We start from the raw sequence: 13,602 nt of genomic DNA, 5'->3' as shown, positions 1-13,602 counted from the left end.
AGTGGCAGTCAATCTACCCAGCTTCCAGGAACGAATTATGACCTTTGCCCCAGATATCGAAGCTTCATTGAAGTCCGTGGTGAACCTTCTGAATACCGAGGTGCAAATCGTGGATATGCTCTCCACCGTTGCTGATCTCGATGAGTTCCTTGATGCCGAGAATTTCGAAGGCTCCCGCGCGCACAACCAGGCAGAGCTTCGCTCCATTCGCCAGTTGCGTTCCCAGCTGAAGAACATCTGGATAGGTACCGAAGAAGAATCCGTCTTCCGGGTCAATGCGATCCTGCGCAACGCCAACGCCCAGCCTCAATTGATCAAGAGCGAATCGCTGGGATACCACCTGCACGCCACCACCAACAGCACCCCGCTCTACGACCGCATGGCCGTGGACGCCGCGATGGCACTGGCGGAAGTGATCCGCTCCGGCGGATTGCAGCGTCTGCGGATCTGCGGCTCGGAGGACTGCGAGGCGGCCCTGCTGGATCTGTCGCGCAACCGCTCCAAGCTGTACTGCGATACCGGCAACTGCGCCAACCGCGAGCACGTGCGCGCCTACCGTGCGCGCAAAGCCGGAAAACGTATCGACTAGCCAGAACCCCGACACTGAGCACACCAAGTCTAGTTTCGTCCGTGATCGGCCAGCGCCCCTGCGCACTTCATCGCCGCAACGTGGCCGAGTAGCTCGCTGTGGCCTCGGGCCCACCGCCCATGCCCGTGACCAGCGCGGAGCGCCTGTCATGGCCATCAGGTTTCCTGCATGGGGGCCAGCACGTGGCCAAAATGGCGTTGGGCGATGCCCCTCGCCTTTTACCTTGCCCGGGCCATATGATGAACACACAACCGGGATACCGGCAGTTGCAGTAGTGGAAGGGGCAGGTCATGACTCAGGAAACCCACGCTTCGGATGATTACGAGGCACGGATAGAAGCAGCTGAGAGCGGACCATTGAAAGCCGCTGCCCGTTGGGTTGTAGCTCTGGCTTCTGCCACGCTGGGCGATGCAGAGTACGAAGCGAACGAGCCCCAGGTAGTCGTGCATTCCCGCCAAGATGATTCGGTGCTTCTGCGCATGACAACCTCCAGCCTCGAAGAAGCTGAGCGGCTGATCGTCCAGATCCGCGCGGATTTGGAGGCCTTGGGCACCGAGGAGTTCAAAGCGGAATGGGAAGGCGCAGGCGACAAGCCCTAGCTGGATGGGCTAGCGGCTAGTTTTCGACAAGAATCCCGTCGATATCCGCATACACCATCGCGCCCGGTCGGACCTTCACATCCCCGATGCTGATCACTTCATCCACCGAACCGTGCGAGCGCTTGACGGTTTTGCGCGGGTTGCTGCCCAGTGCCTTGATCCCGAGTTCCATCTCAGCCAGTGCCGCACGGTCGCGTACGGCGCCGCTGATGATGACCCCGGCCCAGCCATTGGCTTCGGCATTCGCGGCAATCATGTCACCCATCAGGGCGTAACGCAGGGATGCTCCCCCATCGACCACGAGCACTGCGCCATTGCCCGGGAAGCTCAGGATCTCCTTGACCAGGCCGTTGTCCTCATGGCACTTCACGGTACGTGCCGGCCCGTGGAAGGACAGCCGCCCGCCGAAGTCCTGGAATTGAGCCGAGACGGACTGCAGTGCATCCCCATGCTGGTCGTAGAGGTCGGCGGTGCTGATCGGTTCCTGGTGCATGGTGTTTCCTTCATGAGCTGCGATAGTGGTCCACCACACAGCTTAGCCCGCAGTGCCAGCAACCCCAGCGCATGACGAAAGTGTCAGAGATTCAGTTCCGCTTCATAGGCCTTGGCGTCCAAGGCGCCGAGGCGCGAATTGCGGCGGCCGAAGCCCAGATAGATCGCAGCTCCCACAGCCATCCAGATGGCGAAGACCAGCCAGGTGATGCCAGCCAGGTTGAACATCAGGAACAGGCAGGCAGCGATGCCCAGAATCGGGGTCACCGGATACAGCGGGACGCGGAAGGTCCGCGGGGTATCCGGCTGGGTTTTGCGCAGGTACATTACCGAGACACCTACCAACGAGAAGGCGAACAGGGTGCCGATGCTGGTCGCTTCGGCCAACTGGCCCAGAGGAATCAGCGAGGCGGCAATGGCCACGACCGCGCCGGTGACGTAGGTGCCGATGACCGGGGTGCGGGTGCTGGGCGAAACCTTGGCGAAGAAGCGCGGGATCAGGCCGTCGCGGCCCATGGAGAGCAGGATGCGCGTCTGCCCGTACAGGGTGGTCAGCACCACCGAGACGATCGCGATCACCGAAGCCAGGGCGAAGGCCAAGACCATCCACTTCTGTCCGGTGATCTCGGAAACGATCTGCACCAGGGCGGCTTCCGATTCGGCGAACCAGTTCCACTCCCGGGCGCCAATGGCGGCTACAGCAACCAGCACGTAAATGGTGGTTACCAGCACCATGGCGATCATGATTGCCCGCGGCAGGTCCTTCTGCGGATTCTTGGCTTCCTCGCCGGCGGTCGAGGCCGCGTCGAAGCCGATGTAGGAGAAGAAGACCATGGACGCTGCCCCGGTCACGCCCGCGGCGCCCATGGGCAGCAGCGGAGCGAAGTTCCCGGCATTGAAAGCGGTGAAGGCGACCACCACGAAGAAGACGAGGATGGCGATCTTCACGATCACCATGACGGTGTTGGCCAGGGCCGATTCGCGGGCACCGCGAACCAGCAGCAGGGTCGCCAAGATGACCACGATCAATGCCGAGAGGTTGATGACACCGCCGTCGCCCGGACCGGCGGCCAGGGCCTGGGGCAAAGCCAGGCCGAAGATCTCCAGCGTCTGGTTCACGTAGGCGCCGGCACCCACCGCCACCGCTGCCGCGGAAACTGCGTATTCCAGCACCAGGCACCAGCCGCACACCCAGGCCATGCCTTCGCCCAGCGTGGCGTAGGAATAGGAATAGCTGGAGCCGGAGACCGGGACCATGCCCGCCATTTCGGCATAGGAGACCGCCGAAAGCAGCGCGGTGATGCCGGCCAGCACGAAGGCGATCCAGATCGCCGGGCCGGCGACCGGAACGGCAGATCCGAGGATCACCAGGATGCCGGTACCCAGGGTGGCTCCGACGGAGATCATGACCAGCTGGGTGACGCCCAGCGAGCGCTTGAGCGTCCCGAGCCCGGCGTTGTTCGCGGCGTCGTTGGCCATCGCCTGGATGGACTTGCGCCGTCGCAGCTGCTTGCCCAGTGGGGTGCGGCCATGCTGCTCAGAGATACTCGTGCTACTCACTTGAAATCCTTGGTGCGTGCTTGAGGCGTCCTGCCTCGATCAATTGGCCCGGCAAACGACAACGCGCTGGGACTATCTGTGGATGGACAGTCCCAGCGCGTCATGCCGCGTGGCTAAGCTTTATTATCAGTCTTCAAACTTCTTGTCCGGGTTGGATGAGGATCGGTTTACCCCGGTCCCCTTTCCCAGGTCAGGATCATTGTCCTTGGCGGCCATGGTCATCACCGAGATGACCAGCAGGCTTGCGACAAAGGCGATGCCGAAACAGGCCAAACCGATATCGAAGCGCAAGGGATTCTGCGATCCGCCGGTGGAGCTAACCAGGCCGACCACGCCGGCGACGATGGCCAGGATCAGCGAGAAGCTCAGTGGGCCCTTGATTGACTGGCTCCACGGTTGCTTCTTCTTGTTGTTTCCCACCAGGAACTCCGTTTCTACTTTTACTGCAGACCTAAAGACTAGTTGCTTTCCTGGTCCGGCGAATTGATCGTGGTCGGGGCGGCTGCCTTCATTTCATGGCGATGGCCGAAGGCGGCAATCAGCGCGAAAACGGCCAGAACGATAGTTCCGCCGCCAATCAGGCCGAACAATGCGTGCGCATCCATGCCACCGCTGAAGCACAGCGAAATGGCCAAGATCACGCCCACCGCGCCGGTAACCAGCTGGTTCCTGAACGGCGGGAAGGCCTCGCGATGCTTGGCAAAGACGATGAGCTCGGCAATGCCTCCGGCCAGGAATGCAAAGGCACCCACATAGCCGACCCAGGCAATCGAGCTGACGAAGATGGTGGCAATACCAGCCAGAAGCATCAGTCCCGCACCCAGCGCGTAGGGGGCGCGCGACTTCTCCGGCGCGCTTTCCACAGATACGTACTGCCACATGAACACGCCAGTGACAACGAGGAACGCTGCCGTCGAGTAGGTGACAACCTTGTCATCTGCGCCGATCCAGAAAATCGACATCAGGGCATAGGCCAGGGCCGTCAGGCCGCGCAGGAAGACCGGGCGGAAAACATCTGAAGCTTGAACTGGGGTGGTTTTTGGTGCAGGCACAATTTCTATTCTACCGCTCATAGAACTAACCGCCACTTCGCCCGGGGTTAATCACATCAGCCACGGCGGCGAATCAGCGACTGGTCCAGATCCCCGATGCTCGCCGCGCCCATCAGCTGCATAGTCACTTCCACTTCCTTGGCCAGCAATTCGATGGCACGGCTGACGCCTTCCTCTCCCCCAGCCATCAGGCCGTAGAGGTAGGCGCGGCCAATCAGCACGAAGTCCGCTCCGGCACACAGCGCGGCGACAATGTCCGCGCCGGACATGATGCCCGAATCCATGATGATTTCCATGTCCTCACCGACTTCGGCACGCACTTCGCCCAAGGCCTCGAAGGCGATCGGCGCGCGGTCCAGCTGCCGTCCGCCGTGATTGGAGACCACCAGTCCGTCAGCACCGGCGGCCTGTGCCTTGGCAGCGTCTTCGCTGGTGAGCACGCCCTTGACGAAAAGCTGGCCCTTCCACAGCTCGCGGATCCATTTCAGATCCTCGAAGTCCAAGGAGGAATCGAACATGGAGTTGATGATCGTTGGCAGGTCTGCCGACGTATCCGACAGCGATGCGAACTTCAGCGAATCGGTGGTCAGGAAGTTGTACCACCATTCGGGTCGGTACGACGCATCGAGCACGGTCTTCACGGTCAATTCCGGCGGGATCTTCATGCCGTTGCGGGTATCGCGGTGGCGCTGGCCGGCTACCGGGGTGTCCACGGTGACCAGCAAGGTGTCATAGCCCGCTGCAGCAGCACGTTCCACCAGCGCCCTGGACTTTTCCCGGTCCTTCCACAGATAGAGCTGGAACCATTTGCGGCCCTCGGGTGCCGCCTCGGCGACCTCCTCGATGGATCGGGTGCCCATGGTGGACAGGCTGAAGGGAATCCCTGCTTTCTGGGCAGCCCGCGAGCCGCCGATTTCGCCCTCGGAGTGCATGAAGCGGGTGAAACCGGTGGGGGCGATGCCGAAGGGCAATGCCGATGGGGCACCGGCAATGGTGGTGGAAAGATCCGACTGCGCGGTTCCGTGCAGGATTCGCGGCAACAGCTCAACGTTGTCGAACACCGCTCGGGCGCGGGTCGCGGTGATTTCTCGCCCGGCAGCGCCATCTACATAGTCGAAGGCCGCGGCGGGCGTGCGACGCTTGGCGATCTTGCGCAGATCCCAGATGTCGGCGGCACCGGCCAGGCGGGCGGCGCGAGGGCTAGTGGAGGGGAGCTTGAACTTCATCAGGCTGACCAGTTCGGCCACGTCGGGCAGTTGGCGATTGAGATTACCCATGGATTGTTCCTTTACTTCGGTAGAAATTGCCGGTCTAGTACAGGGTGCGCGAGCTTGCGCGGGTGCCGATGAAGATTGCAATGGCCGAGGACAGGCAGCACAGCGCCAGGTATCCCGCTGGCATCGCGATGGAACCGTTGCCCGCTTGCAAGAGCGCGGCGGCAATCAGCGGCGAGAGCCCAGCGACGATGGCGCCGTTCAGTTCGCGCGCGATGGCAATCCCGGAGAAGCGCACCGAGACGGGGAACAGCTCGGTGAGGAAGGCCCCTTGGGCACCGGAAGTGCACGGGATCACCAGCGCGTAGCCGGCGGCGATGCCCAGGAATCCGAAGGTGAACTCGCCGGTGGAGATCAGGGCGAAGATCGGGAAAGCCAGGACCAAGCCTGAGATATTTCCTGCCGCCAGCACCTTGGAAGCGCCGAACCGATCGGCCAGCCAGCCGCCCACCGGCGTGAGCAGTACGGAGACCAAGGAGCCCAGGGTGACCGCCAGCAACGCATGGCTGCGTTCCATGCCGCTGGTGACCATCAGGCTCAGCGCGAAGACCGCAAGGATGTAGTTCACCGCGTTGTGCCCGGTGATGGCCAGGAAGCCCAGGGCGACGCGGCGCCAGTGCGCGGCGAGAACCTGCACGATGGGGAGCTTGGCCTGCTGCTGCTCGGCACGGGCCGAGGCCATGGCGGCGGCATAGTCAGGGGTCTCTTCCAGCTTGTTGCGGATGTAGATGGCCACGACGAACAGCAGTGCCGAGACCAGGAATGGGATGCGCCAGGCCCACCCGAGCAGTACCTCGTCACCGGCCAGCGAGACCAGGAAGAAGCACACGGTGGCCAGGGCGATGCCCAGCGGCGGGGTGGAGAGCACCAGCGAGGTGTAGAACCCGCGTTTTCTCGGCTCCACGTATTCGGCCACCAGCGTCATGGCACCGGTCAGTTCCGCGCCAGCGCCGAATCCCTGGATCAGGCGCAGCAGCACCAGCAGGCCCACGGACCACACGCCCCAGGTCTGCGCGGTCGGCAGCAGGCCGATGCCCACGGTGGCGATGCCCATCAGGATGACCGAGAGCAGCATGGCCGGGCGGCGCCCGAACCGGTCCCCCAGGTGGCCGATGAGCACACCGCCCAGCGGGCGGGCCACGAAGCCCACCGCGAAGGTCGCAAAGGACGCGATCGAGGCCGCCGATTCTCCAGCCCCGGCGAAGAACAGCGGACCGATCACCACCGATGCGGCCGCGCCATACAGCGCGTAGTCGTACCATTCAATGGCCGTGCCGAAGACAGAGGCGAACAGGGCCCGGCGCCGGTTGCGCGCTTGCTGCGTGCTGGCAGAGTTCTGGGTGATCGGCACAGTCGTAGTCCTTGCGATAAAGTGGTGTTCCGTAAGATACCTGAAATATATTTCATCCCAGACTAGAGTGTTGCCCAGAGCGATAGCTAGATCAGGTCGCCAAGTTACGCCCCTTAGGAATCGGAAAACCATGGCCAGCTCGCTCTCCGAACAGCTCACGCTCACCTTGCGCGAACGCATCAACCGCGGGGAACTTGCCCCGGGAAGCCTGATCATCGAACCCGCACTGGCCCAGGAGTTCGAGGTCTCCAAGACCCCGGTGCGCGAGTCCCTGCGCCAGCTCACCAGCGAGGGCCTGCTGCAGGTGCTGCCCAAGAAGGGCTATCTGGTTCGCGCCATCTCGATGAATGATGTCTATGAAGTCCTGGAACTGCGCAGCTTGCTCGAATCGCATGTGGCGGGGCAGGTAGCCAGCATGCATTCGGCAGCGCTTGTAGTTTCCCTGGCCGGGCACCTTGAAGCCCAGCAAAAGCTGGCGGTCTCCGACCCCATTGCCTCCATGCATGCCGCCCAGTGCTTCCATAGCGAACTGGCCGCGGCATCGCGCAACTCCCGCATTGTGGACAGCCTGGAGAACTGCTTCACGCAAACCGCCCGAGCCCACTACGTCTTGCCTTCCATGCAGCCATACATGTCCCAATCGGACGAGCTGGCCGAGCACCAGTCGATCTTTGCCGCCATACAGAATTCAGATCCTTCAGCGGCCGCCGAGGCCATGACGCTGCATCTGGAATCCATCCGCCGAGCCATGCTGGGACATCACTAGCGGCCAACCACTGGTGCATCATGGGCAAGGCACGCAGCATCGCCGTGCTTGCCGGCGCTGGCGTCAGCACCGATGCCATGCCAGAAGGCCTGCGCTCACTGAACGAGTCCGCTGACGATTTTCTGGTTCAAGCTGGATCCAACGCCAAGCACAGGCAGATGATGCCCGATAACCGGATTGAGCGGCTTGGCGTGCATGACTCGCTCTTCTCCTGCGCCGTGGGCAGCCTGCTGCAATTCCGCCAGCCAGGGGACGTGGACTTCTTCGTGGTCCGCGAGAACATCTTCGAAGGCATCGAACGCCGTCATCCGGAAAACGGTAGCGTCCTGTACCGGTATCGGCCACGCCCTCGAATACGCATTGGAGCTCGCGCAAACCGGTAGCGCCAAGCACCTGACCAGCCCAGCGCAACAGCTCGTTGCCCAGCCCGGATCCGGGTGCCAGGGCACCACCAGCTCACTGGACCATGCGGTCACCCATGAGATTGCCGCCCAGGCAATGGAGCTCCAGGAGTAATCGGTGGCGAGCGGCCCGGTGGCCTGGGTTCAGCTGCCCAACCGCATCCAAGCGCTGTTCCTGGCACGCAGGGACAGGCTCACGCCGCGAGCTGCCATGTAGCCGATGGCGAAAGCAACCCAGATCCACAAAATCGCTGACGTGGAATCCTTGGCAAAGACCTGAACCGCCCAGAGCATCGGCACGTAGAGAACAAGGTTCGCTACACCTACCAACCCGAGATAGCGGGCATCCCCCGCACCGATGAGCACGCCGTCCAGCACGAACACCAAACCGCACAACGGCTGGGACAATGCCAGCACCCATAGCCCAACGGTGGTCAGCTGGCGGATCTGCTCATCCGGGGTGAAGATCATCGGGAATACCCGCGAGGTGGCAAGCAGCAGGATCCCGGTTACCACGCCGAAGCAGATGCCCCAGCGGCTCATGATCCCGGTGAGCTTGCGGACCTGCTCTGCATCCCCGCGGCCCAGCTCCTGGCCAATCATGGCCTGGGCCGCAATAGCCAACGCATCCAGTGCAAAGGCCAGGAAACTGAAGATCGTGAAGACCAGCTGGTGCGCTGCCAGTGTCTGGGTGCCGGCGTTGGTGGCGACAAGAACCGTGAGGAGCAACGCCGCGCGCATGCTCAGGTTGCGCAGCATCAACCAGGAACCGACTTGCCCGGTGGAAATGAACCCGGACCAGCTCGGCGCCATGGAAATTCCTTGCTTGCGGATTCTTGGCAAGATCATCCACAAATACACCACCGCCATCATCCACTGGGCGATCGATGTGCCAAGCGCGGCACCGGCTACGGACATATCGGCCCAGTAGACCAGCACGAAGTTCAGGACGATATTCAATCCGAAGCCAGCGGTGGCCACGATCAACGGTGTTTTCGTGTCCTGCATGCCACGCAGCACGCCGGTGGCTGCCAGGACCAGCAGCATCGCGGTCAGGCCAGGCATCGAGTAGCGGATGTAATCGACGGCGAATCCAGCGGTTTCCCCTTCGCCGCCCATCAAGCCCACAAGCCGATCGGCACTGAAGTATCCGAGCAGCGACAGCACCACCCCGAGGACTATGGCAAACCACATGCCATCACGCCCCGCCGCCATGGCCTTGCCGGGGTTGCCTGCGCCCAGGGCCCTGGCTACAGCTGGCGTGGTGGCATAGGCCAAGAAGATCATCAACCCCACCGCAGTGTGCAGCACCGTGGTGCCCAGTGCGGCGCCGGCCAGCTCGGCCACACCAAGGTGGCCCACGATGGCCGAATCGGCCATCAAGAACAGCGGCTCGGCGATCAAAGCACCCAAGGCGGGAACTGCCAAGGCAAGGATCTGCCGGGCCAAGCTCCGCGGGGATTCGGTGGGGGTTGAAGGATTCACAACCTCAACTCTACGAAGCAGAGTGGACTTTCACCATTTGCTTGCGCGCAGGAGGATTCCCGGTGCAGTCCTCTTTCCTGCGTCCGGAGCGAGTACTAGGTTTGGAAGCAAGCAGGGCACAGCCAGCACCGCCACCAGAAAACAGGTTTCCCATGGGACAAGAACAGATTGGCCATTGGCAATGCGCGGGTTGCGCCGTGGAGTTCCCGCCGGGCCCGCAACCCACCGGCACCTGCCCCATCTGCGCCGATGAACGCCAGTACATTCCGGGCGGAATCCAGCGTTGGGTGCGCACCGAAGACCTGGCAGCAGCCGGCCACCAGCTGACGATCACTTCGCTGGAGCCGGGACTGAATGCGATTGCTTCTCCCGAAATCGGCATAGGCCAAAGCTCCTTGCTCGTGGAGACCACCGCGGGCAACCTGCTCTTCGACGTGCCCGGGCTGATTACAGGAGAAATCATTGATTGGCTGGATAGCCGCGGAAAGCTGGCGGCCATTGTGGCGAGCCATCCGCACATGTACGGGGTGCAGCAGCAATACAGCCAGGCGCTGGGTGATGCGCCGATCCTCGTCGCCGAGAAAGATGCGCAGTGGGTCCAGTATTCCTCAGCCGCCGTCAGGACCTGGTCCCAGCCTTTTGAGGTGCTGCCCGGGATCAGGCTGATGCAGCTCGGCGGCCACTTCCCGGGCAGCACTGCGGCTGTTTGGGAAGCAGGGGCCGATGGCCGCGGAGTCCTGCTGGCTGGCGACGCGATTTTCCCCGTGGCCGATGGCAATGCGACCTTCTTGCGCAGCTACCCCAACCGCATCCCGCTCTCGGCTGCCGTGGTGCGGCGCATGGCCAAGGATCTGGAGCCGGTGAAGTTCGACCGCCTCTACAACAACTTCGCCGCCTGCATCCAGGCCGATGCCCACCGGGTGGTCCAGTTCTCTGCGGAACGCTATGCCAGGTGGGTATCAGGAGAATTCGACGATCTGACCTGATATTTCGCGCAAAGTTGAGTATTCCGAATGCGGAATATGAATTATCCGCGAAGGGATGGGTCCCTTTTGGAGAGCAAGGAAGCCATGATCAGGGCAACCACCTGCAACGCGCCAACACAGAGCACGACGCTGGCCCAGCCGTAGTGCATGAAGGGGATGCCGATGAGCCAGCCAAGCAGTGACGAGCCCACGTAGTAGAACAAGTTGTACAGGCTGGAGGCCTGTGCCCTGGCTTCGGTGGCCAGCACCGGCACCCACCCGCTGGCGACCGCGTGGGCCGCGAAGAAGCCAGCGGTGAAGATCAGCAACCCGCTGATGATCACGACCAGGTTCCCGGCCAGGGTCAGCAGCAAGCCCAGGGCGCTGGTGAGAATGCTGATGCGCAGGGTATTTCGCCGTCCAGCCTTGGCGACGAGTTTGCTGCTGGCCACCGAGGTGTAGGTTCCAGAAAGGTAGGCCAAGAAGACCAGTGCCGCCCACGAAGCCGGAATCAGGTAGGGCGGTGCTTCCAGCCGGAAAGCCAGGTAGTTGTAGACGGCCACGAATCCGCCCATGAGCAAGAATCCCTGGGCATAGACCAGTGCCATTTTGCCGTGCAATGCATGTGCGAACTTCTTGGCGATGCTGCGCAGGTTCTGGCCGTGGATGGGGTCGAAGCCCTGGGCGCTGGGCGCCTTGAACAGGAAGAAGAGCGTCGCCAGGCCGGCCATGATGCTCACTGCCGCGACCCCCCAGCGCCAGCCGGCGGGGTCTGCGACAAAGCTGGCGACCAAGCGTCCGGCCAGCCCGCCAAGGGTGGTGCCGGAGATATAGGTGCCGCTGGCCACGGCAACGGCTCGCGGATTGACCTCGTCAACGAGGAAGGCCAGTGCAGAGCCGGGAACACCTGCCAAGGCAATTCCCTCGAAGAACCGGATCGCCACCAGGAACTCGAAGCTTGGCGACAGGCAGCTGAGCAGTCCCAGGGCGACCGAAGAGATCAGGGCGATGCTGATGACCTTGCGGCGCCCGACGCGGTCGGAAATGATGGCCCATGGAGTCACGGCCAACGCCAGCCCCAGGGTCGCTGATGAAACGGCAAGTGCCGTGTGCGAAGAGGTGATGTGGAAATAGCCGGCGATCACCGGCAGCAGCCCCTGCACCGCATAGAGCTGGGAGAACGTGGCAACGCCGCCGGCAAAAAGCGCCAGCAGCATGCCCCGATAGGCGGGGGTGTTCGGTTCGAGTCCGGTAAATGCCACTGCCTAGGCTCCCACAGGAAGCAGCGGGTAGATCAGGTACACCACCAGCAACGCTACTGCATTGTTAATGACATGCAGCATGTAGGAGTAGGCCAGCGACTTGCCGCTGAGGATGTAGGCAACACCCATCATGACGCCCAGCATGAAGTACGGCACGACTTCCAGCCAAGAGCCGATGCCCGCGCCAATGAAGTGGATGCTGGCGAACAGCACCGTGGAGATCAGTGCGCAAATCCAGACGTTGAGCTTGCGTGAAAGCTTGCCAATGAGCAGATGGCGGAACAGGTATTCCTCGACGAATGGGCCGAAGAGCGCAGTGACGACCAGCATGACCGGCAGCGGCACCGTTCCGGCCATGGATTCCAGGGCCGCCTGGTTCTCGCTGGTGGCCGCTTGGCCCGTCAATGCGGCGATGATTCCGTTGGCCATGATGGTCAGGAACCAGCCACCGGGCAGCATCAGCCATTTGGCCCAGGGGTGGTAGCGCATGGTCTTGAACGACTCGAAGAACTGCGGACCGCACTGGATCATCGCGAGAATGAAGAAGGTGACATACAGGATCAGGTTGATCCCGAACAGCGCCTGTTCCTGGGTGGAGAAGGCGCCCATGTAGCCAGGGATCAAGCCGATGAGGCCTGCTGCGCCCCAGACAAAGAAGACGAGGTAGGCAAGAACTGTCCAGAAGTCGCCCTTGGTGAATTGCCCGGCGTTGAAGACGCGTTGCTTGGGCCGCGGAGCCGAATAGGGGTTCATGTACTCTGGCCGTTGTTGCATATGACAAGCCTAATCGCCTTCCATGTGGATTTCCCAAGTTCATCGTTCCACGTGAAAGGACGAACCCAGTCCAGCCGACGTCGAAGTCTGCTGGACTGGGTTCAGCGAGCTGCGGTAACCGCGAGCTCCCATCATCTGCTAGTTCTTGTCGAAACCTTCGCGACCCTTGTCCACGAAGGCCGGGAAGAGCACCTTGTAGCTGACACCGGCAATGGCCGCACCGATAACCGGCGCCAGGATAAACAGCCATACCTGGCCCAAGGCTTCCGGGCCGGCGAACCATGCGACGCCCAGGGAACGTGCCGGGTTGACCGAGGTATTGGTGATGGGAATGGACACCAGGTGGATCAGGGTCAATGACAGGCCGATAGCGATCGGCGCGAAACCCTGCGGCGCGCGCTTGTCGGTGGAGCCGAGGATCACGTACAGGAAGATCGCAGTCAAAACGATCTCTGCGACCAGTGCCGCAACCAGCGAATAGCCATCTGGTGATCGCTCCCCATAGCCATTGGAAGCGAAACCGGATTCGACTGCGTTGAATCCGTCCTTGCCCGAAGCGATCCAGAACAGCACGGCACCCGCCACCGAAGCAGCGACGATCTGCGTGACGATGTACGGGAGGACATCCTTCCACGGGGTGCGCCCGGCAAAGGCCGTGCCCAGGGTGACGGCAGGGTTGAAATGGCCGCCGGAGATATGCCCTACTGCGTACGCCATGATCAGCACAGTGAAACCGAAAGCCAGAGCTACGCCCAGGAATCCGATGCCCATGTTCACGGTTTCATCTGCAATGACCTTGGCCGCGAAGATCGCTGAACCACAGCCGCCGAAGACCAGCACGAATGTGCCCAAGAACTCGGCCGAAAGTTTTGCGCCGGTCGTCGGCGCGGATGTATCTGACATGTCTTGTTCCGTTCCTCAAAAGGTGACGCGAGTTCCATGACAGCAAGAGCTGTAACCTAAGGCTACTGGAAGAATTCTCTATTGGAGGATCTGCGACGTTCATTTTCGACAATGGTTTGTGGCCGGCCA

16 protein-coding genes are annotated in these 13,602 nt (G+C 62.1%); 6 read left to right on the top strand and 10 right to left on the bottom strand.

All coding sequences use genetic code 11. From position 1 onward, the window contains the following. Nucleotides 1-37: 37 nt before the first annotated feature. Nucleotides 38-589: a CGNR zinc finger domain-containing protein gene (locus tag ACIP6G_RS07370; protein ID WP_365942790.1), complete on the top strand. Its 552-nt coding sequence runs from the start codon at nucleotides 38-40 to the stop codon at nucleotides 587-589. 290 nt (nucleotides 590-879) lie between these two features. Continuing rightward, entirely contained in the window at nucleotides 880-1,188 is a 309-nt protein-coding gene (locus tag ACIP6G_RS07365; protein WP_105656103.1) for a hypothetical protein, read from the top strand. Nucleotides 1,189-1,204: 16 nt separating this feature from the next. On the opposite strand, the gene rraA is transcribed toward ACIP6G_RS07365, so the two are convergent. The 6 genes from rraA to ACIP6G_RS07335 form a co-directional block, all read right to left on the bottom strand. Further along, on the bottom strand, nucleotides 1,205-1,681 hold the full coding sequence (gene rraA, locus ACIP6G_RS07360; protein ID WP_105656102.1) for a ribonuclease E activity regulator RraA: 477 nt from the start codon (nucleotides 1,679-1,681) through the stop codon (nucleotides 1,205-1,207). A gap of 83 nt (nucleotides 1,682-1,764) precedes the next feature. Next, nucleotides 1,765-3,159: an amino acid permease gene (locus ACIP6G_RS07355; RefSeq protein ID WP_286134064.1), complete on the bottom strand. Its 1,395-nt coding sequence runs from the start codon at nucleotides 3,157-3,159 to the stop codon at nucleotides 1,765-1,767. A gap of 207 nt (nucleotides 3,160-3,366) precedes the next feature. Further along, nucleotides 3,367-3,660 (bottom strand): hypothetical protein, encoded by a 294-nt coding sequence (locus ACIP6G_RS07350; protein ID WP_286134039.1) that lies wholly within the window; start codon nucleotides 3,658-3,660, stop codon nucleotides 3,367-3,369. Nucleotides 3,661-3,698: 38 nt separating this feature from the next. Continuing rightward, nucleotides 3,699-4,292 (bottom strand): DUF308 domain-containing protein, encoded by a 594-nt coding sequence (locus tag ACIP6G_RS07345; RefSeq protein WP_166650860.1) that lies wholly within the window; start codon nucleotides 4,290-4,292, stop codon nucleotides 3,699-3,701. Nucleotides 4,293-4,348: 56 nt separating this feature from the next. Beyond that, complete coding sequence (locus ACIP6G_RS07340; RefSeq protein WP_365942792.1) at nucleotides 4,349-5,569, bottom strand: alpha-hydroxy acid oxidase; 1,221 nt, start codon at nucleotides 5,567-5,569, stop codon at nucleotides 4,349-4,351. A gap of 34 nt (nucleotides 5,570-5,603) precedes the next feature. Next, complete coding sequence (locus ACIP6G_RS07335) at nucleotides 5,604-6,917, bottom strand: MFS transporter (RefSeq protein WP_365942793.1); 1,314 nt, start codon at nucleotides 6,915-6,917, stop codon at nucleotides 5,604-5,606. A 130-nt stretch (nucleotides 6,918-7,047) separates the two neighbouring features. Between ACIP6G_RS07335 and ACIP6G_RS07330 the strand changes: the two genes are divergently transcribed. Genes ACIP6G_RS07330 through ACIP6G_RS07320 form a run of 3 tightly spaced genes read left to right on the top strand, consistent with a single transcriptional unit; the run spans nucleotide 7,048 to nucleotide 8,199 of the window. Then, nucleotides 7,048-7,683 carry a GntR family transcriptional regulator gene (locus tag ACIP6G_RS07330; protein ID WP_365942794.1) on the top strand — a complete coding sequence of 212 codons (636 nt, stop codon included), beginning with the start codon at nucleotides 7,048-7,050 and terminating at the stop codon, nucleotides 7,681-7,683. Between the two features lie 20 nt (nucleotides 7,684-7,703). Further along, entirely contained in the window at nucleotides 7,704-8,066 is a 363-nt protein-coding gene (locus ACIP6G_RS07325) for a hypothetical protein (RefSeq protein WP_365942795.1), read from the top strand. Next, nucleotides 8,044-8,199 carry a hypothetical protein gene (locus ACIP6G_RS07320; RefSeq protein WP_400289400.1) on the top strand — a complete coding sequence of 52 codons (156 nt, stop codon included), beginning with the start codon at nucleotides 8,044-8,046 and terminating at the stop codon, nucleotides 8,197-8,199. Before ACIP6G_RS07325 ends, ACIP6G_RS07320 begins: the two co-directional genes overlap by 23 nt. A gap of 29 nt (nucleotides 8,200-8,228) precedes the next feature. Here the strand turns inward: ACIP6G_RS07320 and ACIP6G_RS07315 are convergent, their stop codons facing one another. Continuing rightward, nucleotides 8,229-9,569: an MATE family efflux transporter gene (locus ACIP6G_RS07315; protein ID WP_365942796.1), complete on the bottom strand. Its 1,341-nt coding sequence runs from the start codon at nucleotides 9,567-9,569 to the stop codon at nucleotides 8,229-8,231. A 152-nt stretch (nucleotides 9,570-9,721) separates the two neighbouring features. On the opposite strand from ACIP6G_RS07315, the gene ACIP6G_RS07310 reads away from it, so the two are divergent. After that, complete coding sequence (locus ACIP6G_RS07310) at nucleotides 9,722-10,555, top strand: hypothetical protein (protein ID WP_365942797.1); 834 nt, start codon at nucleotides 9,722-9,724, stop codon at nucleotides 10,553-10,555. Between the two features lie 41 nt (nucleotides 10,556-10,596). Here the strand turns inward: ACIP6G_RS07310 and ACIP6G_RS07305 are convergent, their stop codons facing one another. From ACIP6G_RS07305 to aqpZ, 3 genes are all read right to left on the bottom strand, one after another. Beyond that, nucleotides 10,597-11,796 (bottom strand): MFS transporter, encoded by a 1,200-nt coding sequence (locus ACIP6G_RS07305; RefSeq protein WP_105656093.1) that lies wholly within the window; start codon nucleotides 11,794-11,796, stop codon nucleotides 10,597-10,599. Nucleotides 11,797-11,799: 3 nt separating this feature from the next. Further along, a complete protein-coding gene (locus ACIP6G_RS07300; RefSeq protein WP_365942798.1) occupies nucleotides 11,800-12,570 on the bottom strand; it encodes a type II CAAX endopeptidase family protein in 771 nt (256 codons plus the stop codon). 138 nt (nucleotides 12,571-12,708) lie between these two features. Then, nucleotides 12,709-13,473 carry an aquaporin Z gene (aqpZ, locus tag ACIP6G_RS07295; RefSeq protein WP_365942799.1) on the bottom strand — a complete coding sequence of 255 codons (765 nt, stop codon included), beginning with the start codon at nucleotides 13,471-13,473 and terminating at the stop codon, nucleotides 12,709-12,711. Nucleotides 13,474-13,602 lie beyond the last annotated feature (129 nt).

Source organism: Glutamicibacter sp. NPDC088483 (genome assembly GCF_044753145.1).
Lineage (GTDB): Bacteria > Actinomycetota > Actinomycetes > Actinomycetales > Micrococcaceae > Glutamicibacter.
The sequence above is the reverse complement of the archived record's forward strand: the minus strand, read 5'-3'. Positions and strand labels throughout refer to the sequence as shown.